Genomic DNA, 23,916 nt, shown 5'->3' on the forward strand with positions numbered 1-23,916 from the left:
CAGGGAGTAAGGCGATGAAACTTCTCAATATCCGCACCGGGCTGATCAGCGTTCTGGCGCTGGCGGCAAGCGTTGGCATGGCGCAGGCCAAAAGCGATATCGTGGTGGCGATGCAGCTTGAGCCGCCGCATCTGGACCCGACGAGTGCCGCCGCCGGTGCGATTGACTCGGTGCTGTATTCGAACGTGTTCGAGGGGCTGACGCGGTTCGGCGCTGATGGCGCGGTCAACCCCGGACTGGCGGAAAGCTGGGAGATTTCCAGCGATGGCTTGGCCTATACCTTCAAGCTGCATGGCGGTGTGCTGTTCCATGACGGCAGCACGATGGACGCCGAGGATGTGAAATTTTCGTTGGATCGCGCACGGGCCGAAGACAGCGTGAACGCGCAAAAGGCGCTTTTTGCCGGGATTGAGAGCGTCGAGGTCGTGGACCCGTTGACCGTCAAGGTCACGCTGAGCGCGCCGAACGGCAGCCTTCTGTTCAATCTGGCCTGGGGCGATGCAGTGATCGTTGCACCCGAGAGCATCGAGAATATCAAAACCAACCCTGTGGGCACCGGCGCGTTCAAGTTCGCCAACTGGGTGCAGGGCGACAAGATCGACCTGGTGAAGAACGATGCCTATTGGGGCACGCCTGCCAAGCTGGACAAGGTGGCGTTCAAGTTCATCAGCGACCCGACAGCGGCGTTCGCGGCCGTGATGGCCGAGGATGTGAATGCCTTTGTCGGCTTCCCCGCCCCCGAGAACCTGCCGCAGTTCGAGGCCGATCCGCGGTTTCAGGTCTTGGTCGGTTCGACCGAGGGTGAGACAATCCTGAGCACCAACAACAAGATGCCACCGTTTGACAATGTGAAGGTGCGCGAGGCGCTGGCGCATGCGATTGACCGGCAGGCGATCATCGACGGGGCAATGTTTGGCTACGGCACCCCCATCGGCACGCATTTTGCACCGCACAACCCCGACTACGTCGATCTGACCGGGATGAGCGCCTATGATCCGGAGCTGTCGAAGAAGCTGCTGGCCGAGGCCGGGTTCCCCGACGGGTTCAAGACCACGCTGAAGCTGCCGCCGCCGTCCTATGCGCGCCGGGGTGGTGAAATCATCGCGGCACAGCTGCGCGCGGTGGGGATCGACGCCGAGATCAGCAATCTGGAATGGGCGCAGTGGTTGGAGCAGGTGTTCAAGGGCAAGGATTTCGGCCTGAGCATCGTCAGCCATACCGAACCGATGGATGTCGGCATCTATGCGCGGCCGGATTACTATTTTCAGTATGACAACAAATCGTTCCAGCTGCTGATGGAAGAGCTGAATGCCACCACCGATCCGGCGGCGCGTTCGGCCTTGTTGAAGCTGGGGCAGAAGATCATCAGCGCCGATTACGTCAACGGCTATCTGTTCGAGCTGGCCTTCCCCACCGTGGCAAGTGCCAAGGTGATGGGCTTGTGGAAAGATGCCCCGACGCAGGCGACCGACATGACGGCGGTATACTGGGCCGAATAATCTGGTGTGAAAAAATGGGCGTTCGCGTTGGGTGACAGCGCGGACGCCTCCGGCGGGAGTATTTCCGTCAGAAAGAAACAAGGGGGCGCGGTGCCTTCGCAAGTGAGCCGAGGGGCGAATGCTGCGCTATTTCCTGAAACGATTGCTGTCTTTGGCGCTGAGCCTGGTGGTGGCCTCGATCGTGATTTTCCTGGCGCTGGAGGTCGTGCCGGGGGATCCGGCGGCCTATATGCTGGGGATCAACGCGCAGGAGGACACGCTGGCGGCGCTGCGCGAGCAGTTGGGCCTGAACGGGTCATTGATTGAACGCTATGCCGGATGGGCAGGCGGGATGCTGCACGGCGATTTTGGCATTTCATACACATATCGCACCCCGGTGGCCGAGATGATTGGCGAACGGTTGTGGATCTCTCTGCCGCTGGCGCTGTTTGCGCTGTGCCTGAGCACGGTGATTGCGTTTCCGGCGGGGATCTGGGCCGCATCGAAGCGAGGATCCGTTGTGGATGTGGTGGTGATGGGGGTGACGCAGCTGGGCGTTGCGATCCCGAATTTCTGGTTCGCGATGCTGATGGTTCTGGTGTTCGCGATTAACCTGCGTTGGTTTTCCGCCGGGGGATTTGTCGGATGGGACGCGGGGTTCTTGCTGGCGATGAAGTCGCTAACCCTGCCCGCCGTGGCGCTGGCCTTGCCGCAGGCGAGCATTCTGGCGCGGGTGATGCGGTCAAGCCTGTTGGATACGCTGAGTGAGGATTTCATTCGCACGGCGCGGGCCAAGGGGTTGAGCAAGCGGCAGGCGTTGTGGCGGCATGCGCTGCGCAACGCATTGATCCCGGTGCTGACGATCATCGGGTTGCAGTTTTCGTTCCTGCTGGCCGGGGCGATCATCATCGAGAATGTGTTTTTCCTGCCGGGGCTGGGGCGGCTGGTGTTCCAGTCGATTTCAGCGCGCGATCTGATCGTGGTGGAGTCGGTGGTGATGCTGTTGGTCTTTGCGGTGATCGTGGTGAATTTCGCGGTGGACATGGCCTATGCCATTGTTGATCCGCGGTTGCGGGGGCGGCGCTGATGGGGAACCGAAACCTGATCCTTGGGGCGGTATTGACGGCGATTTTTACCGGGGCGGCGCTGATCAGTATGATCTGGGTGCCCTATGACATCACGGTTCTGGACATCCCCAACAAGATCAAGGGGCCGAGCGGGGCGCATCTTCTGGGAACCGACCACTTTGGCCGCGATATCCTGAGCATGATCATGGCGGGGGCGCGGACCTCGATCGCGGTGGCGTTGGTGGCGGTTGGCATCGGCATGGGGCTTGGTGTGCCGCTGGGGCTGACGGCGGCGGCGCACAAGGGCAGCCTGCTGGACGAGCTGATCATGCGCGGCAATGACCTGATCTTTGCCTTCCCCAGCCTGCTGATTGCGATCATGATCACGGCGGTGTTCGGGGCGTCGGCGCTGAACGCGATCATCGCCATCGGGATTTTCAACGTTCCGGTGTTTGCGCGGCTGACGCGCAGCGGGGCGCTGAGCCTGTGGACGCGCGATTATGTGCTGGCCGCGCGGGTGGCAGGCAAGGGCGCTGCCCGGATTTCATTCGAGCATATTCTGCCAAACGTGACCAATCTGCTGATCGTGCAGGGGACCATTCAGTTTTCTCTGGGGATTTTGGCCGAGGCCGGGCTGAGTTACGTTGGGCTGGGGGCGCAGCCGCCCACGGCCAGCTGGGGCCGGATGTTGGCGGACAGCCAGACGATGATTTCGTTTGCGCCGCATATGGCGCTGTTTCCGGGCTTCGCGATCCTGCTGACGGTGTTGGGGTTGAACCTGATGGGTGACGGGCTGCGCGACATGTTTGACCCGCGATTGCGGAGGGTGCGCGGATGAGCCTGTTGGTGATCGAGGGGCTGGATCTGGAAATCCACGGGGCGCCAATTTTGAAGGGCGTTTCGTTGTCGGTTTCGGCGGGGCAGATCGTGGGCGTAATCGGCGAAAGCGGATCGGGCAAGTCGATGACCGCCTTTGCGGTGATGCAGCTGTTGCCGGATGGGGCCGAATGTGCCGGGCGGATTGATCTGGGTGGGCATGAGGTTTTGACCCTGAGCGAGGCGCATCTGCGCGAGATGCGCGGGCGCGAGGTGGGGATGGTATTTCAGGAGCCGATGACGGCGCTGAACCCGATCCGCACAATCGGCGATCAGGTGGCCGAAACGATCCTGATACACGAGCGGGTCAGCCGGGCCGAGGCGATGACGCGGGCCGCGGAGGCGCTGCGCCGGGCCGAGCTGCCGAATGATCGGTTTCCGCTGACGCGGTATCCGCATGAATTAAGCGGCGGGCAGCGGCAGCGGGTGGTGATCGCAATGGCGATTGCGCTGCGGCCCAAGCTGTTGATCGCGGACGAGCCGACGACGGCGCTGGACGTGACGACGCAGGCGCAGATTTTGCAGCTGCTGAAGCGGTTGGTGCAAGAGGATGGCATGGGATTGCTGCTGATCAGCCATGATTTGGCGGTGGTGGCGGATATGGCCGACGAGATCGTGATCATGCGGCGCGGCGAGGTGGTCGAGCGCGGCGCGGCAAAGACGCTGTTCCGCGAGATGCAGCATCCTTATTCCAAGGCGCTTCTTGCGGCCTCGACCCATGTGCCTGACCGTGTGGCCGAGCCGCAGGAGGCGCCGCTGTTGCAGGTGCGCGAGGTGGTGCGGGACTATACCATTCACGCCAGCGGGTGGTGGGGCAAGACCCATACGTTCCGCGCGGTGAAGGGCGTGAGTTTCGACATCAAGCGCGGCGAGAGCCTTGGGTTGGTGGGCGAAAGCGGCTGTGGGAAATCCACGCTGACGCGGGCCATTCTGGGGCTGGAAGAGGTGCAGAGCGGCGAAATAGCGCTGGACGGAAAACCGGTCTTTACCGGGCACCACGCCAACCGCGACATACGCAGGCGTATGCAGGTGGTGTTTCAGGACCCCTACAGCAGCTTCAACCCGCGCTGGAAGGTCGGTCGGCTGATCTGCGAACCGTTTCATTTGTTGGACAATCCCCCGAAGGGCGCGCAGCGCGCTGATGCGATTGCCGAGGCGTTGGAAAGTGTCGGGCTTAGGTCGGACGATCAGCACAAATACATCCACGAGTTCAGCGGCGGCCAGCGGCAGCGGATCGCGATTGCGCGGGCGTTGATCATCAAGCCCGAGCTGATCATCCTCGACGAGGCGGTGTCGGCGCTGGATGTCTCGGTTCGGGCGCAGGTGCTGGATCTGCTGGCGGATCTGAGCGACCGGTTCGGGCTGAGCTATCTGTTCATCAGCCATGACCTGAGCGTTGTTCGTTCGATCACCGACCGGGTGTTGGTGATGAAGGCCGGCGAGATCGTCGAGCAGGGGCCGACAGAGGCAGTGTTTAGCACGCCGCAGCATGAATACACCAAGGAATTGATTGCCGCGGCGCCTGTGTTGCCCGCGGATGCGGCCTGAGGGAGGGGAGCATGAGCAAGGAATTGAACCTGTGGTTTGATCCATCGAAATGTCTGATCGGCGGCGAATGGGTGGCCCCGGTGGGCGGGCAGACGCTGCCGTTGGAAAACCCGTCGACCGGCGCGGTAATCGGCCAGATCGCCCGCGGCGGCGCGGCGGATATTGATGCGGCGGTGGCGGCGGCAGAGGCGGCACGGCAAGGCCCTTGGGGCCGGATGCCTGCGGCCGAGCGCGGACGGGTGTTGTTCCGGCTGGCAGCGCTGGTGTTGGAGCGGGTCGACGATCTGGCGCGGATCGAGGCGATGGACGTGGGCAAGCCGCTGAAACAGGCGCGGGCCGATGCGGTGGCGCTGGCGCGGTATCTGGAGTTTTACGGCGGAGCGGCGGACAAACTGCACGGCGCGACGATCCCGTATCTGGAAGGCTATACCGTTTATACCCTACGCGAACCGCACGGTGTGACCGGGCATATCGTACCGTGGAATTACCCGATGCAGATCATCGGGCGCAGCGTTGGTGCGGCTTTGGCGACGGGCAATGCCTGCGTGCTGAAACCGGCCGAGGATGCCTGTCTGACAGCACTGGCCTTTGCGGATATGGCGCGGGCGGCGGGATTGCCGGACGGCGCGCTGAACGTCGTGCCGGGGCTGGGCAGCGAGGCCGGAGCGGCGCTGACCGCGCATCCCGGCGTGCATCACATCAGCTTTACCGGGTCGGTGGGCACCGGCATTCAGGTGCAGATGGCAGCGGCGCAGAATGTGGTGCCGGTGACGTTGGAGCTGGGCGGGAAAAGCCCGCAACTGGTGTTCGACGATGCCGATCTGGACCGGGCGCTGCCATTTCTGGTGAATGCCGGTGTGCAGAACGCCGGGCAGACCTGTTCGGCCTCAAGCCGCATTCTGGTGCAGCGCGGGATTTACGATCAGGTCGTCGAGAAGATGGCTGAACGCTATGGTGCGCTCAGGGTGGGCCCCGCGATGGACGATCTGGATGTTGGCCCGCTGATCTCGGGCAAGCAGAAGGCGATTGTCAGCGGATTTCTGGCGCAGGGCGCTGATCTTGAGACGGTCGGCCAAGGCGTATTGCAGGGTGCGCCTGAAGGCGGGAACTATGTCTGCCCCACGCTGTTTGCGGGGGTAAGTGCCGCGCACACGCTGGCGCGCGACGAGGTTTTCGGCCCGGTGCAGGTGGTGATCCCATTCGACGATGAGGCCGAGGCGGTGGTGATCGCCAATGGCACCGATTACGGGCTGGTCGCCAGCGTTTGGACCAGCGATGGCGGCCGACAGATGCGGCTGGCCAAGGCGATCCGGTCGGGTCAGGTGTTCCTGAACAACTATGGCGCGGGGGGCGGGGTTGAACTGCCGTTTGGCGGCATGGGGAAATCCGGGCATGGCCGCGAAAAAGGGTTCGAGGCGCTGTATGGTTTTACCACGCTGAAGACCGTCGCCGCCTGGCATGGGTGAACACATGACCGACGCGCATTTGCGACTCCTTGCGCAGGATGTTCGCGCGTTTCTGGAGCCACAGTGGCGCATGTGGCACCTGCACGCAGGCACGCCCGATCTGGTGACAGAAAGTCAGGGGACCTGTGGCCGGTCCAGCTTGTTCTTGCGCGATGTGCTGCGCAACGAAGGCTATGCGGCCGAGTTCGCAGCAGGTTGCCCGACCGAGGGCAACAAGGGATTTCGCAGCCCTTGGGGCTGGAAAGGCCATGCCTGGGTGGAAAGCTGCGGTCTGATCCTGGATGTGACCGCCGATCAGTTTGGCGCGCAGCCCGTTTTGGTGACGGGGCAGGACGATCCCCGCTATGGCCGCGGCCGTGACACTGCCGCACCGCAGTTTATCGCTGTGCGGCAGGCAGCGGTGAAGGAATTGATGTCGCTTTGGACGACACGGAACCAAATAGGGAGAACAGGATGAGATTGCAGGGCAAAACAGCGATTGTGACCGGCGGGGCTTCGGGCTTTGGCGCGGGGATCGTGCGGAAATTCGCAGCTGAAGGCGCACGGGTGATGGTGGCGGATCTGAATATCGAACTGGCCCGGACGGTGGCCGATGAAGTGGGCGGGATCGCGGTGCAGGTTGACGTGTCCCAGAACGCCAGCGTGCAGGCGATGGCCGCAGCCGCGCTGGAGCAGATGGGCGGTGTGGATATTCTGGTCAACAATGCCGGGATCACCCATTTGCCCAAGCTGATGGAAGAGGTCGACGAGGACGAGTTTGACCGGGTTCTGGCGGTGAATGCCAAGTCGATTTATCTGATGGCGCGCCATCTGGTGCCCGCGATGAAAGCCGCAGGCACGGGCAGCATTCTGAACGTCGCCTCGACCGCAGGGCTGAGCCCACGGCCCAAGCTGAACTGGTACAACGCCTCGAAAGGGTGGGTGATCACCGCGACCAAGGCGATGGCGGTCGAACTGGCGCCGTTTGGCGTGCGGGTCAACGCGCTGTGCCCGGTGGCGGGGGAAACGCCGCTGCTGGCCAGCTTCATGGGCGAGGACACGCCCGAGATGCGCGCCAAGTTCCTGTCCACCATCCCGCTGGGCCGGTTTTCCACGCCCGAGGACATGGGAAACTCCGCGTGTTTCCTGTGCTCGGACGAGGCCAGCATGATCACCGGCGTGGCGATGGAAGTGGACGGCGGGCGCTGTATCTGAGTCAGATATATACGCTTACGTATGGTTGATTTTCTCCGGGCTGGATACGCGTTACTACTGATTGACAGTGAAACAGCCCGGACCCTAGCATGGCCGCACCAAGACGAGTGCAAAGTCAGTGATCAGGGAGGATCATCGTGAAACGTTCCATTATTTTGGGTCTGGCGTCAGGGTTGGCGCTGGCCAGCGGCGCAATGGCCGATATCAAAATCGCCCATATCTATGGCAAGACCGGCCCCTATGAGGCCTATGCCAAGCAAAGCCACGACGGGCTGATGCTGGGGCTGGAATACGCCACCGGCGGCACCATGGAGATCGACGGCGAAAAGATCGTTGTGATCGAAAAGGATACCCAGCTGAAGCCGGAAAACGGCAAGGCGCTGCTGGCCGAAGCATACGGTGACGACGAGGTTGATCTGGCGGTTGGGCCGGTCAGTTCGGGCGTGGCGCTGGCGATGCTGCCCGTCGCCGAGGAATATGAAAAGATCCTGATCGTCGAGCCCGCCGTGGCCGACAGCATCACTGGGTCCGAATGGAACCGCTATATTTTCCGCACCGGGCGCAACAGCTCTCAGGATGCGGTGGCAAACGCCATTGCGCTGGGCGGCAAGGACGTGAAAATCGCCACGCTGGCACAGGATTATGCCTTTGGCCGCGACGGGATCTCTGCCTTCAAAGAGGCACTGGAGGGCACGGGCACGACGATCGTGACCGAGGAATACGTGCCCACGGACACGACCGATTTCACCGCCGCAGCCGAGCGTATTTTCAATGCGATGAAAGACATTGAAGGCGACAAGAAGCTGTTCGTGATCTGGGCCGGTGGCGGCAACCCGATGAGCAAGATCCAGGCAATGGACCCCAGCCGTTTCGGCATCGAGATCGCCACGGGCGGCAACATTCTGGCGGCGCTGGCGGCGTATAAGGAATTCCCCGGCATGGAGGGGGCGACCTATTACTACTACGAAAGCCCGAAGAACGAGATCAACGACTGGCTGGTGAAAGAGCATATGGCGCGCTTCGGCACCCCGCCGGATTTCTTCACCGCAGGCGGCATGGCGGCGGGTCTGGCCGCGGCTGCGGCGATCAAGAAGGCCGGTGGCACCGACACCGAAGACCTGATCACCGCGATGGAAGGCATGGAGTGGGACACGCCCAAGGGCAAGATGGTGTTCCGCGCCGAGGACCATCAGGCGCTGCAAAGCATGTATCACTTCAAGATCCGCGTTGATGACGGTGTGGCCTGGGCCATCCCCGAGCTGGTGCGCGAGCTGACGATCGACGATCTGCCGATCCCGATCCGCAACGGCAAGTGATCTGACAGGAACCCGCCGGGGCCGCGCATCTGCGCCCCGGCGGGTTTCCCCTTTTTGAAAACCCCGAGGATACCGAGATGAGCAGAGTTCTGCTGCAAACCCACGATCTGACCGTGCGGTTTGGCGGCCACGTGGCCGTGGATCATGTCAGTTGCAGTTTCCGCGCCGGCGAATTGACGGCCATCGTCGGGCCGAACGGGGCGGGCAAGACGACCTATTTCAACCTGATTTCCGGTCAGATCCCTGCCAGTGAAGGCAAGGTCGAGCTGAACGGGCGCGACATCACGCGCATGTCGGTCTCGCAGCGCTGCGAGCGTGGGATCGGGCGCGCATTCCAGTTGACCAATCTGTTCCCGAACCTGAGCGTGCTGGAAAATGTACGGCTGGTTATTCAGGCGAAGGCAAAGATGGGGTTCAACCTGTTTTCGATGGCCGAAAGCCACAGCGAGGTCACAGACCGCGCGATTTCCGTGCTGGAAAAGGTCAGGCTGTATGATCTGCGCGAGCAAAAAGTATCCGAGCTGAGCCACGGCAATCAGCGCAAGCTGGAGGTGGCGATGCTGATCGCGCTCGATCCTTTGGTGTATATGTTTGACGAGCCGACGGCGGGCATGAGCGTGGATGAAGCGCCTGTGGTGCTGGATCTGATTGCCGAACTGAAAGCCGAGAAGGATCGCACGATCCTGCTGGTGGAACACAAGATGGATGTGATCCGTACCCTCGCGGACCGGATCATCGTTCTGCACAACGGCGCGCTGGCGGCGGACGGCGATCCGGCCGAGGTCATGGCCAGCGACGTGGTGCAGGAAGCCTATATGGGCAAGGAGCTGGAAGATGTCTGACCCGATGCTGCGGCTGGAAGGCGTGTATACTGACATCGCCCAGTATCACATTCTGCAAGGTGTGGATCTGGATGTGCCGCGCGGCGGTGTGACCATGCTGCTGGGGCGCAACGGGGTGGGCAAGACCACAACGCTGCGCACGATCATGGGCCATTGGCGCGCCCGCGCTGGCAAGGTGATGCTGGATGGACAGGATATCACCGCCCTGCCGGTGCCCGCGATCGCCCGAACGGGCGTTGGGTTCGTGCCTGAGAACATGGGCATTTTCTCTGATCTGACGGTCGAGGAAAACATGGTGCTGGCCGCTGTATCCGGCCCGATTGATCAAGCCCGTCTGGATTGGATTTTCGAAGCCTTCCCGCCGCTGAAGACCTTTTGGAAGAACCACGCGGGCAACCTGAGTGGCGGGCAGAAACAGATGCTCAGCATCGCCCGTGCGATGGTGGAAGAACGGCGGCTGTATCTGATCGACGAGCCGACAAAGGGGCTGGCGCCGGCGATCATCTCGACCATGGCGCGGGCGCTGCGCGACCTGAAGGCGCAGGGGGCCAGCATTCTGCTGGTCGAGCAAAATTTCAGCGTTGCCAAGGCGTTGGGCGACACCTGCGCGGTGATGGATGACGGCCGGGTGATCTGGTCCGGCGCGATGGCCGAACTGGCTGGTGATGCCGCGCTGCAAGAGCGGCTGATGGGATTAAGTATGGAGGCGCATCAATGAGTGCTGCACCGAAACATGTGCCGACAATGGCGCAGGCGGGTCTGCTGGACAGGCTGGCCCCGTGGATGCCGGTGCTGCTGGTGCCGATCATCATGCTGGTTGGTCTGGCGGCGATCCCGTCGACGTCCAGCTGGCTGACGCTGACGGTCAGCGGGCTGGCGATGGGGATGATGATCTTTATCATGGCCAGCGGCATGACATTGGTGTTCGGCCTGATGGATGTGATCAATTTCGGCCACGGGGTGTTCATCTCGGTCGGGGCATTTGTCGGGGTCAGCGTGTTGTTGGCGCTGGGGCAGATGACGGCGGCGCCGTCGTTGGTGCTGAACCTGTTGGCGATGTTGCTGGCAGTCATCGCGGCGACGATTGCGACCGGCGCGCTGGGGTGGGCCTTTGAGCGGGTGATTGTCAAACCCGTCTATGGCGCGCATCTGAAGCAGATCCTGGTGACCATGGGCGGCTTGATCGTTGTTGAACAGCTGATCGTGGTGCTGTGGGGCCCCGAGGAGATTTACATCACCCGACCCGAGGCGCTGAAAGGCGCCGTGACCTTTGCCGGGGCCGCGCTGGAAAAATACCGGCTGGTGGCCGTGGGCATGGGTTTGGCGCTGTTTCTGGCGATGCGGTATGTGCTGCGCAGCACCAAGATCGGGCTGATCGTGCGCGCAGGCGTGGAAAACGGCGAGATGGTCGAGGCGCTGGGATACCGGCTGCGGCTGGTGTTTGTCGGCGTGTTCGTCGCCGGGTCGGCGCTGGCCGGTCTGGGCGGGGTGATGTGGGGCCTGTACCAAGAGGTGATCACCGCCCACATGGGCCAGCAGATGATGATCATGATTTTCATCGTCGTGATCATTGGCGGCTTGGGCAGCGTCGAGGGCTGTTTCATCGGCGCGCTGATGGTGGGGCTGTTGCAGAACTATATCGCCTTTCTTGAACCCAAGGCGGCGTTGATTTCAAACATCGGCCTGATGGTGGCGATCCTGATGTGGCGCCCGCAGGGGATGATCCCGGTAGTGAAGGCGAAATGAGATGCTTGTGAAACTTCTTTCCGGCGACCTGCCGCGCAGCAAACTTCTGACCGCCATTCTGGTGGCGATCCTGATCTGTCTGGCCTTCGCGCCCTTCCTGTTTCCGGGCATCCGGTCGGTCGATACGGCGGCGCGGATCTGTATCTTTATCCTGCTGGTGGCCTCGTATGATCTTGTGCTGGGATACACCGGGATTGTCAGCTTTGCGCATACGATGTTTTTCGGCATCGGCGCCTATGGCGTGGCGCTGGCATGTTCGCATATGGAGCGCGGATTTGGCGCGCTGATTGTCGGCACCCTGAGCGGAGCCGTGGTCGCGGCGCTTGCGGCATTCCTGATCGGGCTGTTCAGTCTGCGGGTGCGGGCGATTTTCTTTGCGATGATCACACTGGCGGTGGCCAGTGCCGTGGCGGTTCTGGTGAGCCAGCTGTCGGGGCTGACAGGCGGCGAGGACGGGCTGAATTACAAGATCCCGCGCGAGCTGACCCCGGCGTTCAAATTCGGCGGAGAGCTTCTGGGTGTGAAGCTGAACGGCAAGTTGCTGAACTACTATGTCGTGTTCTTTGGCGCGCTGATGTTGTTTCTGTTGCTGTTGCGGATCGTCAATTCGCCCTTTGGCCGCGTGCTGCAAGCCATCCGCGAGAATGATTTCCGGGCCGAGGCGGTCGGATACCGCGTGATCGCCTATCGCACAGGCGCGGCGTGCATTTCTGCGGCAATCGCGGCGCTGGCCGGGTCGCTTTACGCGATCTGGCTGCGCTATGTCGGGCCGGACACCGTGCTGAGCTTTGAGATCATGGTGGATATTCTGCTGATGGTGGTGATCGGCGGCATGGGCACGATGTATGGCGCGGTCATCGGCGCGACGCTGTTTGTGGTGGCGCAAAACTATCTGCAAGAGCTGATGCAGGTGGCCTCGGGGGCGGTGGAGAGCGTGCCGCTGCTGCCTGACCTGCTGAGCCCGGATCGCTGGCTGATGTGGCTGGGGATCCTGTTCATCCTGAGCGTTTATTTCTTTCCGACCGGTATTGTCGGGCGTTTGCGGCAGGACGATTGAGCCCACACGGGCCGGTCAGAGGTTTGCCGCGCGGCGTAGTGAGTATTTGGGTCAGAAAGAAACAAGAAGGGCGCGGAACCGACAAGGGTTGCGCGCCCTTTGGTTTTGGGAAATGGCTGGGAGGCTTTGTGGGAGGAGCGATATGAAGGCCGGATTGGTATTTCTGTGCGCGGCCTATGTGCTGAGCCAGTTTTTTCGCGCGTTTCTTGCGGTTCTGACGCAGGCCTTGGAGCGCGATATCGCGGCGGGGCCGGAGGATTTGGCCTTTGCGTCGGGGCTGTGGTTCTTGACCTTTGCGGCGATGCAGATCCCGGTGGGTTGGGCGTTGGACCGGATCGGGCCGCGCCGGGTGGCGGCGGTGTTGCTGGCCATTGGCGGCGGGGGCGGCGCGTTGATGTTTGCGATGGCGCAGGGGCCGGGGCAAATCGGGTTGGCGATGGCGCTGATCGGTGTGGGCTGTGCGCCGGTGCTGATGGCATCCTATTACATATTTGCCAGAGAGTATCCGCCCGCGATGTTCGCCACGCTGGGCGCCGTGATGATCGGGGTTGGCACGCTTGGAAATCTGGCGGGGTCTGTGCCGCTGGCAATGGCGGTTGATCTGGTCGGGTGGCGCGCGACGCTGGGCGGTTTGGCGGGCGTGTCGGTTGCTTTGGCGGCGGGCGTGTGGCTGACGGTGCAGGACCCGCCGAAGCTGGAGGGGAATCTGAGCGGTTCGGTTCTGGAGCTGCTGCGCAGGCCCGAGTTATGGCTGATCTTCCCGTTGATGTTTGTCAGCTATGCGCCTGCCGCCGGGCTGAGGGGACTTTGGATCGGGCCGTATCTGTCGGATGTGTTCGGTGCCGATGCCGCTGCGATTGGGCGCGCGACACTGGTGATGGGGGTGGCGATGGTTGCGGGCACCCTGATCTATGGGCCGTTGGACCGGGTGTTTCGCACCCGCAAATGGGTGATCTTCACCGGCAATGTGATTGTTGCGCTGATCTGCTTTGCGCTTGTTCTGTGGCCCGACAATGGCGTGATTTCTGCCGTGGCCTTATGTGCGGCGGTCGGCTTTTTCGGGATGTGTTTCCCGCTGATCATGGCGCATGGGCGCAGCTTTATTCCGCCGCATCTGACCGGACGGGGGGTGACGCTGATGAACCTTTTCGGGATCGGCGGCGTGGGGCTGTTTCAGGTCGTCACCGGGCAGTTGCACACGGCGGTTGCGGCACAAGGCGGCGCGGTCGAGCGCCCCTATCAGGTGGTATTCGGGTTTTTCGCGGCCGTGTTGGTGGCGGGTTTGCTGCCCTATGTGTTTTGCCGCGATCGGCTGGACTGAACGGAATCCCCTTTCAACCGGGCTTGGCCTGCTGTAAGACCGCAGCGTCCTGAAAATAAGGAGTTGTCCGAAATGGGCTATAGGGTTGTCGTTGTCGGCGCCACGGGGAACGTGGGTCGTGAAATGCTGAACATTCTGGCCGAGCGCCACTTTCCGGCGGATGAAGTTGCCGTGCTGGCCAGCCGTAAATCGCTGGGCACGGAAGTCACGTTTGGCGACACCACCCTGAAGACCAAGGATCTGGACACCTTTGATTTCACCGGCTGGGATATGGCGCTGTTTGCCGTCGGCTCGGACGCGACCAAGATCTATGCGCCCAAGGCGGCGGCGGCTGGCTGTATCGTGATCGATAACAGCTCGCTTTATCGCTATGATCCCGACGTGCCCCTGATCGTGCCGGAAGTAAACGCCGAGGCGATCCACGGCTATGCCAAGAAGAACATCATCGCCAACCCCAACTGCTCGACCGCGCAGATGGTTGTTGCGCTCAAGCCGCTGCATGATCGGGCAACGATCAAGCGTGTGGTCGTCAGCACCTATCAGTCCGTTTCGGGTGCCGGCAAAGAAGGCATCGACGAGCTGTGGGACCAGACCAAAGGCATGTATGTGCCAGGTCAGGAGGTCGCGCCGAAGAAATTCACCAAGCAGATCGCATTCAACGTGATCCCGCATATCGATGTCTTCATGGACAGCGGCGATACCAAAGAAGAATGGAAGATGATCGCCGAGACCAAGAAGATCCTTGATCCCAAGGTCAAGGTAACCGCGACTTGCGTGCGGGTGCCGGTGTTCGTGGGCCATTCGGAATCGCTCAACATCGAGTTCGAAGACTTCCTTGATGAGGACGAGGCGCGCGATATCCTGCGCGAGGCCCCCGGCGTGATGGTGATCGACAAGCGCGAAAACGGTGGATACGTGACGCCGGTTGAATGCGTGGGCGATTACGCCACCTTCATCAGCCGTATCCGTCAGGACAGCACGGTTGAGAATGGCATCAACCTGTGGTGCGTCAGCGATAACCTTCGCAAGGGGGCCGCGCTGAATGCCGTGCAGATCGCCGAAGTTCTGGGCCGTGAGGTTCTGAAAAAGGGCTGATCGTGATGTCAGGTGCCAGTGCTTTTGGCCTGGTCCCTGACCGTCCCTGCCTGATCGGATCAATGACCAAGCATATCCAAACCGGAAGAATGGATATGCAACTGACACCGGTCTGATGCGTTAAAAACGACCGTAGCGCGGGCTCGCGCTGCGGGATGGCAAGACGGTGCAGCAAGGCGCAAAGATGGCGCAGTGGACCGGCGAAGAGCCGTTATTCAAACAGCTTCTTCAGCCCCTTCAGCGCCTCATCCTCCAGCTTTTTCTTCACGGCATCCTCGACCTTCTCGCCGTCTTCGACCTTTACGCCCAGCTCTTTCTCGATCTTCTCGGCCACCTTCGCCTTGACCTTCTCTTGCGCTGCCTCTTTCTCTTCCTTGAAGTTCAGATCGATTGCCTTCTCAAGATCGGCCGAGATCTTTGGGTTGCCCCACCCGCCACGAATGCGCACCGGAATAGCCAACCCTTTGCCATCCCGCGCGGTGATCGCCTTGGGCGTGAACAGATAGTCAATGTCCTGCGCCCCCAAGCCCACGCGCCCCTCGCCCGTGGCCGTTATCAACGGCAGGCTCAGCAGCAGATCCTTGTTGGTCAGGTTCCCGCCCGCCATGGTGAACGTCGCCCCCAGACTGTCAAACACCGTGGTCCCGCCACTGTTCACGCCCGAGCGCATCAAACTGTCCAGGTCGATCCCTTCAATGGTGCCGCGCCCCATCGACACCCCGCCCTTGCCCTCAAGACTGTGCATGATCGCATCGACCGAATTGCCCACAGCCAGAAATGTCAAATCGCCCTGCGCCTTGCCGGTAAACCGCCGCACGCCGATCAGATCGCCCAGCAAATCCTTCATCTCAACACCGCTGGCGGTCACGTTGCCGCCCACACTCAGCCCGCTGCGATTGTTGGCCACGACCTGCCCGGCGACAGTGCCCTGATACCCCGCAAGCTGGCGCAGGTTGACCACCGCGCGCGACCGATCCACCGTCGCCAGCACCTGCGCCGCACCAAAGCTCAGCCCGGCCACGCGCACGCCCTCGGCGCTCAGTGACACCTCACCGTCAAACGCGCCCAGTGCGCTTGCATCAATCTTGTCGCGCGACCATCCGCTGCCCGCCGCAGGGGGCGCCGTGCCGCCCGTGTCCGTCAGCCCCGACAGGTCCAGAACCCCGGCGGCCAACCGCGCGGTCACCACAGGTTTTGCCCCGCCCAGCGCCACATCCGCAGCACCACTCAGGCGGTTCTGATCCAGCACCACCGCCATATCCCGCAGGCTCAGCCCCAGCGCGCTGGTCAGCGTCAGATCCGCCGTCAGCCCCGCCTTGCGCCCAAACCCGGCAGGCAGATCGATCCCGCCCACACCCAGCGCTGCCAGAAATGCCGCCGTATCGGACAGCTCCGCACTCACCCGCCCCTGCGCCTGCGGCTGCGCCCCGATCCGGCCCTCAAACGTCGCCTTGCCGCCACGCGCCTCGGCCAGCACCGTCACCGTGCTCAGCGCGCCATCAATCAATGCGCCCAAGTCCCCCAGCTTGCCCGAAATGCTCAGCGGCGACGCGCCATAGCTCAGCTTGCCGGAAAACTCGGCCCCGCCGCGGTACTCCGGCCAGCGCAGATCGAAATCCACCGCGCTGACCTGCGTTTGCGCCCCGGTTTCGTGATCAACATAGCGCAGGCTGCCGTTCGAAATCAGCGCGCGATCCAGCGACAGCGCCAGCGCATTGCCCGCCCCCGCCGGTTGCCCCGAGGGCGCCACCCCAGCCACGCCCAGCTCCCAGTTGACGCGCCCATCCTTGGCCCGCTCCAGCAAAATCCGGGGGCGCACGGCCTCCAACCCGGTGATCTTCACCGCGCCGCGGATCAGCGACATCAGATCGACCCCAACCTTCAAACTGTCCGCCTCCAGCATCGGCCCCGCGCCGGACCACGCCGCGTTGGCAATCGTCAACGCCCCCGTGCTGACGCCCAGCACCGGATAATAACTGACCTGCGTCTCGCCTGATAAAACCACCTCGCGCCCGGTCTGCGCCCGGATCTGATCCACCGCCACCCGCGCAATCCGGTCCCCCGGCAACAGCAGCAGCGACACCGCCGCCACCCCGATCAACACCACCACAAACCCGATCAGCCGAAAAATCCACCGCATCACAAACCCTCACTCCGCTGTGCTTGCAATCACCCTAGGCCCGCTTGCTGCCACGCTCAACTCGCCTTCCCCGCCAAAGACGAAATCCGCCCAAAATTCCCCCGCCACACGCAAGGCGCCCCAACCATTCACATTTTCCAAATATCCCCGCCGGAGGCCCGACACCGCAAAACAGCAACACCCTTCCCACCGCGCCATGTCGTCGCTATATCCCGCCCATGTCCCAGAACCCGCCGAATCTTCGCCCCGACCTCGCCCCGCGTGCCCGCCTCACGGACACGCCCCGCCATGGCCAGCCCACCATCGGCATGGTCAGCCTCGGCTGCCCCAAAGCGCTGGTCGACAGCGAACGTATCCTCACGCGCCTGCGCGCCGAAGGGTATGGCATCTCGCCCGATTATTCCGGGGCCGATGCGGTGATCGTCAACACCTGCGGCTTCCTTGATTCCGCCAAGGCTGAATCCCTCGATGCCATCGGCGAAGCGCTGAAAGAAAACGGTCGCGTCATCGTCACCGGCTGTCTGGGCGCTGAGCCTGACTATATCCGCGAACACCACCCCAAGATCCTTGCGGTCACCGGCCCGCACCAATACGAACAGGTGCTTGATGCCGTCCACACCGCCGTTCCGCCTGATCCCGATCCCTTCATCGACCTGCTGCCCGCCTCGGGTGTCAAACTGACGCCGCGCCACTACAGCTACCTCAAGATTTCCGAGGGCTGTAACCACAAGTGCAAGTTCTGCATCATTCCTGACATGCGCGGCCGCCTTGCCTCGCGCCCTGCCCACGCGATCCTGCGCGAGGCTGAAAAGCTTGTTGAAAGCGGCGTCAAGGAACTGCTGGTGATCTCTCAGGACACCTCTGCTTACGGTCTCGACATCAAACACGCGACCGACCGGGGCCACCGCGCCCATATCACCGACCTTGCCCGTGATCTGGGCAGCCTCGGCGCTTGGGTGCGCCTGCACTATGTCTATCCCTACCCGCATGTGCGCGACCTGATCCCGCTGATGGCGGACCCGGCAAACGGCGTGCTGCCCTATCTCGACATTCCGTTCCAGCACGCGCACCCGGATGTGCTCAAACGTATGGCACGCCCCGCCGCCGCCGCCAAAACTCTGGACGAAATCGCCGCCTGGCGCGCCACCTGCCCTGACATCACCCTGCGTTCGACCTTCATCGTCGGCTATCCCGGCGAAACCGAGGCCGAGTTTCAGACCCTGCTGGACTGGCTGGACGAGGCCCAGTTGGACCGCGTCGGTTGCTTCCAATACGAAAACGTCGCTGGCGCGCGCTCGAACGCGCTGCCCGACCATGTGCCCGACGAGATCAAGCAAGACCGCTGGGACCGTTTCATGCAGAAATCACAGGCGATTTCCGAGGCCAAGCTGGCAGCGAAAGTCGGTCAGGTGATCGACGTGATCGTGGACGACATCGACGAGGACGGCATCGCCACCTGCCGCACCAAGGCCGACGCGCCAGAGATCGACGGGAACCTGTTCATTGACGAGGCAACCGAAGCGCTGTCCGTGGGCGATATCGTGCGGGTCGAAGTAGATGAGGCCGGCGATTACGACCTGTGGGGCAAGCGCGCCGATTGAACCAAACCTCGTCATGCCACCCAACGGTGGCATGACCGCATCTTAGTGCCGCGTGGGCGGCCATACCTTCGACCAGCGGCCTGCCGTTGGGCGGATGATGTTAGCGACTAAACACAAGCCAAAAACCCCTTCGGCCAATACTCATGGCGCATGGCCGGAAAACATGAGGGGACCCCATGCTGCTTACCCACGAACACAACGAACTGCGCCGCACCGTCACGCGCTGGGTCGAAGACGAGATCAACCCGCATATCGACGAATGGGAAGCCGCAGGCATTTTTCCGGCGCATGAGGTCTTCAAATCCTTGGGTGATCGCGGCCTGCTTGGGGTTCACAAGCCGGAAAAATTCGGCGGGATGGGCTTGGATTTCTCCTTCGCCGCAGTGATGGCCGAAGCGCTGGCCGCCATCAAGGCGGGCGGCGTTCCAATGGCGATCGGGGCTCAGACCGATATGTGCACCCCCGCCTTGGCTCAGCACGGCAGCGACGCGCTACGCGAAGAGTTTCTGCGCCCGGCAATCGCGGGCGAATATGTCGGCTGTATCGGCGTGTCCGAACCGGGGGGCGGCTCCGACGTGGCCGCGCTGAAGACAACGGCGCGCAAGGACGGCGATGATTACGTAATCAACGGCACCAAGCTGTGGATCACCAATGGCACGCAGGCCGATTTCTGCTGCCTTCTGGCCAATACCGGCGACGGGCCGATACATCAGAACAAATCGCTGATCATCGTTCCGATGAAAACCAAAGGCGTCGAGGTCACCAAGAAGATCACCAAGATCGGGATGAATTCCTCAGATACCGCTCAGATTTTCTTTGACGATGTGCGGGTGCCGCAGCGCAACCGGATCGGCGAAGAAAACAAGGGCTTCATCTATCAGATGCAGCAGTTCCAGTACGAGCGGCTTTGGTGCGCGTTGAACGCGGCTGCGGTTTTTCAGCGTGCCATTGATATCACCGTTGACTACACCAAAGAGCGCAAGGCCTTTGGCCGGTCGCTCAGCGACAACCAATGGATCGGCTTCAAGCTGGCGGAAATGCAGACCGAGGTCGAGGCCCTGAACGCGCTCAACTGGAAGGGTGTCGAGATGGTCGTGGCCGGACAGGATGCCACAAAAGTCGCGACCATGGCCAAGCTGATGGCGGGCAAACTGTCGCGGACATTGCCGGATGGCTGCCTGCAATTCTGGGGTGGCATGGGCTATTCCGACGAAAGCGAGATTTCCCGCCTTTACCGCGATGCGCGCCTGACCGCGATTGGCGGCGGCGCAGACGAGGTCATGCTGCAAATCCTGACGAAATACATGGGCATTTTCGGCAGCAATCACTAGCGCTGCGGGGGCAGCCCCCCGCGTTTTCAGCTCAATTTGGCGCCATAGCAAGTCCGCACAAGAATAAATGCGCCGCCCGCCATAGCGTTCAGTCAGCTGAACAAAGTCGTGGGGGAGAAAATGGCGCAGCACAATTTTAATCCGGGTATCGGCAGGCCGGAGCAGATCGCCAGAATCGCCGTTGGCGATCTGCTGCGAAGATCCGCCAGTCGCATGCCGGGCAATATCGCGGCCGTCGATGGCGAACGGTCGATCACCTACCGCGCGCTGGATCAGCAAGCGAACCGGCTGGCAAATCACCTGCTGTCGCAAGGGGCCAAACCCGGCGAGCGTACCTCGACGATCTGCGCGAACTCGATCGAATTGCTGGTGGCGATCTTCGCAATCCACCGTGCCGGGCTGATCTGGGTTCCGATCAACCTGATGCTGGACGATGAAGACGTACAGTTCACACTGGTCCACGCCGAGGTTTCGCGCGTCATCGTTGATCGGGCATTTGCCGATCACCCCAATCTTGGCCAGGTCGCCAAAAGCCTTGGCCTGCCCCTTGTCGAAACCGAAGCCGACTTTCCGGCCGCCCAAGACCAACCTGCGACCGAACCGGACGTTGATATCGACCGCGACGATGTTGCGGCGATTATCTATACCAGCGGCACAACATCGAAACCAAAGGGCGCGATGCACACCCACCAATCCATCGTCATGGCGATGATGAGCAATGCGGTCGAATGGAAGCTGGACCGGACCGATGGCGTCACGCTGCAACTGCCGCTGTTTCACTGCGGCGCGCATTGCCTGATGCTGTCGCATATCATGGTTGGGGCCAAAGTCGGGCTGATGCGCGGGTTCGATCCCGAATTGACGCTGAAGACGATCCACGACAACCAACTGACGATCTGTGTTGGCCTGCCGATGATGTACGCGGCGATGATCAACCACCCGTCGCGCGCAAAATATTCTGTCGAAAGCCTGCGGTTCTGCCTGCACACCATGGCGCCGATGGATGCGCCGCTGCTGAAGAAACTGATCGCCGACTTCTGCCCGACCTTCATGCAGACCTCTGGCCAGACTGAAATGTATCCGATCACCACCATCTCGCAGCCCGACCGGCAGCTTGCCCGCTTTGGCAACTACTGGGGCGAGGCGACCATCGTCAACGACATGGCCATCATGGGCGACGACGGCAGCCTCGTTGCGCGCAACCAAATCGGCGAATTGGTCCATCGTGGCCCGAACGTGATGCTTGGCTATTACAAGAACCCCAAGGCGACAGCGGCCGCGCGCGCCCATGGCTGGCACCATACCGGCGACTTGGGGATGATCACCGATGACAACGAATTCCTGTTCCTTGATCGCAACAAGGACATGATCAAGACCGGCGGCGAAAATGTCTCGTCCATTCAGATCGAAGAACAGCTTTTGGCCTGTCCGCAGGTGAAGGCCGCCATCGTGATCGGCATTCCCCACGCGCGCTGGGGCGAAGCGATTACCGGGTTCGTGGTTCTTGATGACGGCGCCGAACCGGATGAGCAGGCCATTCTCGCGCAGATCAGCGTGCATCTTGGTAAATTCCAGATGCCGAAAAAGCTGATCTTTGTGGACAGCGTTCCAACAACCGCCACCGGGAAGCTGCGCAAGATCGAGATGCGCCAGCAATACGCCGACCTTTATGCGGATGAATCCGCCTGAGCATGCGCACGGGTCGGGGCGTTCCCGATCCGCGCCATGCCCAACCGAAAGCCGAAGAATGACCCAGACACCCCTTGAAAACCAAACCCTGTTCATCACCGGCGCGTCGCGTGGCATCGGGCTTGAAATCGCAAAGCGCGCAGCGCGGGACGGTGCCAATATCGTCGTGGCCGCCAAGACGATGGAACCCCACCCCACGCTGCCCGGCACCATTTTCACCGCTGCCGACGAAATCGAGGCGCTTGGCGGCAAAGCCCTGCCGCTTCAGCTGGACGTGCGCGACGATAAAGCCGTCGAAAAAGCGGTGGCGCAGGCGGCGCAGCATTTTGGTGGCATTGATATTCTGGTCAACAACGCCAGCGCGATCAATCTGGCCAACACCGACGATGTGCAGATGAAACGGTTTGACCTGATGCATCAGGTCAACACGCGCGGCACCTATCTGATGTCCAAGACCGCCCTGCCCTATCTTCGCAAGTCTGCAAATGCGCATATCCTGATGCTGTCGCCGCCCCTGGATATGGATGCAAAATGGTTCGCGCCGCATATCGCCTATACGATGGCCAAGTTCGGCATGAGCATGTGCGTGCTGGGTCTGGCAGAAGAGGTGCGCGCCGATGGCATTGCGGTAAATGCGCTTTGGCCGCGCACCACGGTGGCAACCTCTGCCGTCCAGAATGTCATCGGTAGCGCGCTGATGAATTCCAGCAGAACGCCCGAAATCATGGCCGATGCGGCCTATGCCATATTCTGCCGCGATGCGTCGACCTTTACCGGCAATTTCGTGTTGGACGACGAAGTTCTGGCCGAAGCAGGCGTAAGCAATTTCGACACATACCGCGTGAACCCGTCCTGCCCGTTGCAGATCGACATGTTCGTGCAGAACAGCCGCCCCTTCCCCAAAGGATCGACGCTCGCCGCTGTGAAATAACCCCTCACGCCCCTTTGTGACACTCGAAAACCGCGCCGCACAAGCTGGCGCGGTTTTTCTTTTTGGGCGCGCGCCAACAAGCCGCGCACATTTCGTCAGGCGATTTTGCTTGACTAAATTGCGCGCCAACATGCTATGCATACAGACGAAAAAGCAAAACGGGGTGAGGAATGCAAGGCGACACCGATACGGCGCGCGCGTCCGGTCAAATGGATACGGACCGGCTTCGCGTTTGGCTGTCGCAGAATGTCGCCGGTTTTCAAGGCCCGATGCAGATCACAAAGTTTGAAGGCGGGCAATCGAACCCAACGTTCAAAATCGCCGCCGCCTCGGGCGACTATGTCTTGCGCCGCAAGCCGCCGGGTCCGGTGCTGCCCAGCGCCCATGCGGTTGACCGCGAATATCGCGTCCTGTCGGCCCTGTCCGAAACCGCTGTTCCGGTTCCCAAAGTGCACGCGCTCTGCCTTGATGAAGCGGTCCTTGGCAGCATGTTTTACGTGATGGACATGATCCCCGGCCGCACCTTCTGGGACCCGCGCCTGCCCGATCAAACCAAGGCGGAACGCGCGGCGATTTTCGACGGGATGAACCAGACTATCGCCGCCATCCACAGCATTGATCCGAAATCGGTCGGGCTGGAGGGGTTTGGCCGCAGCGAAAACTATCTGCAACGGCAGGTGTCCCGGTGGACCAAGCAATACCACGCCTCGGCCACCATCGAAAACCCGGCGATGGACAAGATCATCGAATGGCTGCCCAAACACCTGCCCCAAGATAACATCTCGGGCATCGTGCACGGGGATTATCGGCTGGACAACGTCCTGATCCACCCGTCAGAACCGCGTATCGTTGCTGTGCTTGATTGGGAACTTTCGACCATCGGCAACCCGCTTGCGGATTTCGCCTATCACGTGATGACCTGGCGGTTCGCGCCCGAATTGTTCCGGGGGCTGGGCGGGGAAGACCTGAAAACGCTCGGAATCCCTGACGAGACCGAATATCTGGAAACCTACCTGCGCCGCACCGGCTTCGATAGGCCCGATGACTGGGAGTTCTACGTTATCCTCAGCATGTTCAGGCTCGCCTCGATCCTCCAGGGCATTGCCAAACGCGCGATTACAGGCACCGCCGCCAATGCCGACGCGGTCGAGGTCGGCGCCAAGGCCGTCCCCATCTCGGAACTGGCGTGGGGCATCATCGCCTCACGAGAAGGATAAG

General features: G+C 61.8%; 19 protein-coding genes and 1 pseudogene. 19 read left to right on the forward strand and 1 reads right to left on the reverse strand.

What is annotated here, in order from left to right:
- The first annotated feature begins 14 nt into the window (after positions 1-14).
- The 14 genes from BSF79_RS04390 to BSF79_RS04455 all read left to right on the forward strand — a co-directional run bounded on the left by BSF79_RS04390 (position 15) and on the right by BSF79_RS04455 (position 15,006).
- Positions 15-1,499, forward strand: coding sequence for an ABC transporter substrate-binding protein (locus BSF79_RS04390; protein WP_090268613.1), 1,485 nt, complete (start codon positions 15-17; stop codon positions 1,497-1,499).
- 118 nt (positions 1,500-1,617) lie between these two features.
- Positions 1,618-2,565, forward strand: coding sequence for an ABC transporter permease (locus BSF79_RS04395; protein ID WP_090268614.1), 948 nt, complete (start codon positions 1,618-1,620; stop codon positions 2,563-2,565).
- On the forward strand, positions 2,565-3,383 hold the full coding sequence (locus tag BSF79_RS04400; RefSeq protein ID WP_090268615.1) for an ABC transporter permease: 819 nt from the start codon (positions 2,565-2,567) through the stop codon (positions 3,381-3,383). The genes BSF79_RS04395 and BSF79_RS04400 overlap by 1 nt, the downstream gene beginning before the upstream one ends.
- Complete coding sequence (locus tag BSF79_RS04405) at positions 3,380-4,969, forward strand: ABC transporter ATP-binding protein (protein ID WP_090268616.1); 1,590 nt, start codon at positions 3,380-3,382, stop codon at positions 4,967-4,969. Before BSF79_RS04400 ends, BSF79_RS04405 begins: the two co-directional genes overlap by 4 nt.
- 11 nt (positions 4,970-4,980) lie before the next feature.
- Entirely contained in the window at positions 4,981-6,435 is a 1,455-nt protein-coding gene (locus tag BSF79_RS04410; RefSeq protein WP_090268617.1) for an aldehyde dehydrogenase family protein, read from the forward strand.
- Positions 6,436-6,439: 4 nt separating this feature from the next.
- Complete coding sequence (locus tag BSF79_RS04415; protein ID WP_139246377.1) at positions 6,440-6,892, forward strand: hypothetical protein; 453 nt, start codon at positions 6,440-6,442, stop codon at positions 6,890-6,892.
- Positions 6,889-7,629, forward strand: a complete 741-nt coding sequence (locus tag BSF79_RS04420; RefSeq protein WP_090268619.1) for an SDR family oxidoreductase — start codon at positions 6,889-6,891, stop codon at positions 7,627-7,629. The genes BSF79_RS04415 and BSF79_RS04420 overlap by 4 nt, the downstream gene beginning before the upstream one ends.
- A gap of 194 nt (positions 7,630-7,823) precedes the next feature.
- Positions 7,824-8,945: a substrate-binding domain-containing protein gene (locus BSF79_RS04425; RefSeq protein WP_090268730.1), complete on the forward strand. Its 1,122-nt coding sequence runs from the start codon at positions 7,824-7,826 to the stop codon at positions 8,943-8,945.
- Positions 8,946-9,022: 77 nt separating this feature from the next.
- Entirely contained in the window at positions 9,023-9,787 is a 765-nt protein-coding gene (locus tag BSF79_RS04430; RefSeq protein ID WP_090268620.1) for an ABC transporter ATP-binding protein, read from the forward strand.
- Complete coding sequence (locus BSF79_RS04435; RefSeq protein ID WP_090268621.1) at positions 9,780-10,505, forward strand: ABC transporter ATP-binding protein; 726 nt, start codon at positions 9,780-9,782, stop codon at positions 10,503-10,505. The genes BSF79_RS04430 and BSF79_RS04435 overlap by 8 nt, the downstream gene beginning before the upstream one ends.
- Positions 10,502-11,533 carry a branched-chain amino acid ABC transporter permease gene (locus tag BSF79_RS04440; RefSeq protein WP_090268622.1) on the forward strand — a complete coding sequence of 344 codons (1,032 nt, stop codon included), beginning with the start codon at positions 10,502-10,504 and terminating at the stop codon, positions 11,531-11,533. Before BSF79_RS04435 ends, BSF79_RS04440 begins: the two co-directional genes overlap by 4 nt.
- Position 11,534: 1 nt before the next feature.
- Positions 11,535-12,590: a branched-chain amino acid ABC transporter permease gene (locus BSF79_RS04445; protein ID WP_090268623.1), complete on the forward strand. Its 1,056-nt coding sequence runs from the start codon at positions 11,535-11,537 to the stop codon at positions 12,588-12,590.
- A gap of 142 nt (positions 12,591-12,732) precedes the next feature.
- Entirely contained in the window at positions 12,733-13,911 is a 1,179-nt protein-coding gene (locus tag BSF79_RS04450; protein ID WP_090268624.1) for an MFS transporter, read from the forward strand.
- 72 nt (positions 13,912-13,983) lie between these two features.
- Positions 13,984-15,006, forward strand: a complete 1,023-nt coding sequence (locus BSF79_RS04455) for an aspartate-semialdehyde dehydrogenase (protein ID WP_090268625.1) — start codon at positions 13,984-13,986, stop codon at positions 15,004-15,006.
- 586 nt (positions 15,007-15,592) lie between these two features.
- On the opposite strand, the pseudogene BSF79_RS04460 reads toward BSF79_RS04455, so the two are convergent.
- Positions 15,593-17,146 (reverse strand): annotated as a pseudogene (locus BSF79_RS04460) (AsmA family protein); the annotation flags it as partial.
- Positions 17,147-17,364: 218 nt separating this feature from the next.
- Here BSF79_RS04460 and rimO point away from each other — a divergent pair.
- The 5 genes from rimO (at position 17,365) to BSF79_RS04485 (ending at position 23,915) form a co-directional block, all read left to right on the forward strand.
- Positions 17,365-18,747: a 30S ribosomal protein S12 methylthiotransferase RimO gene (gene rimO / locus BSF79_RS04465; RefSeq protein ID WP_175545254.1), complete on the forward strand. Its 1,383-nt coding sequence runs from the start codon at positions 17,365-17,367 to the stop codon at positions 18,745-18,747.
- Positions 18,748-18,923: 176 nt separating this feature from the next.
- Positions 18,924-20,078: an acyl-CoA dehydrogenase family protein gene (locus tag BSF79_RS04470; RefSeq protein ID WP_090268627.1), complete on the forward strand. Its 1,155-nt coding sequence runs from the start codon at positions 18,924-18,926 to the stop codon at positions 20,076-20,078.
- A gap of 120 nt (positions 20,079-20,198) precedes the next feature.
- Positions 20,199-21,767, forward strand: coding sequence for a class I adenylate-forming enzyme family protein (locus BSF79_RS04475; protein ID WP_090268628.1), 1,569 nt, complete (start codon positions 20,199-20,201; stop codon positions 21,765-21,767).
- A gap of 58 nt (positions 21,768-21,825) precedes the next feature.
- On the forward strand, positions 21,826-22,698 hold the full coding sequence (locus BSF79_RS04480; protein ID WP_090268629.1) for an SDR family oxidoreductase: 873 nt from the start codon (positions 21,826-21,828) through the stop codon (positions 22,696-22,698).
- Between the two features lie 170 nt (positions 22,699-22,868).
- Positions 22,869-23,915, forward strand: coding sequence for a phosphotransferase (locus BSF79_RS04485; RefSeq protein ID WP_090268630.1), 1,047 nt, complete (start codon positions 22,869-22,871; stop codon positions 23,913-23,915).
- The last annotated feature ends 1 nt before the right edge of the window (position 23,916 follow it).

Source organism: Thalassovita taeanensis (assembly GCF_900110775.1).
GTDB lineage: Bacteria > Pseudomonadota > Alphaproteobacteria > Rhodobacterales > Rhodobacteraceae > Litorimicrobium > Litorimicrobium taeanense.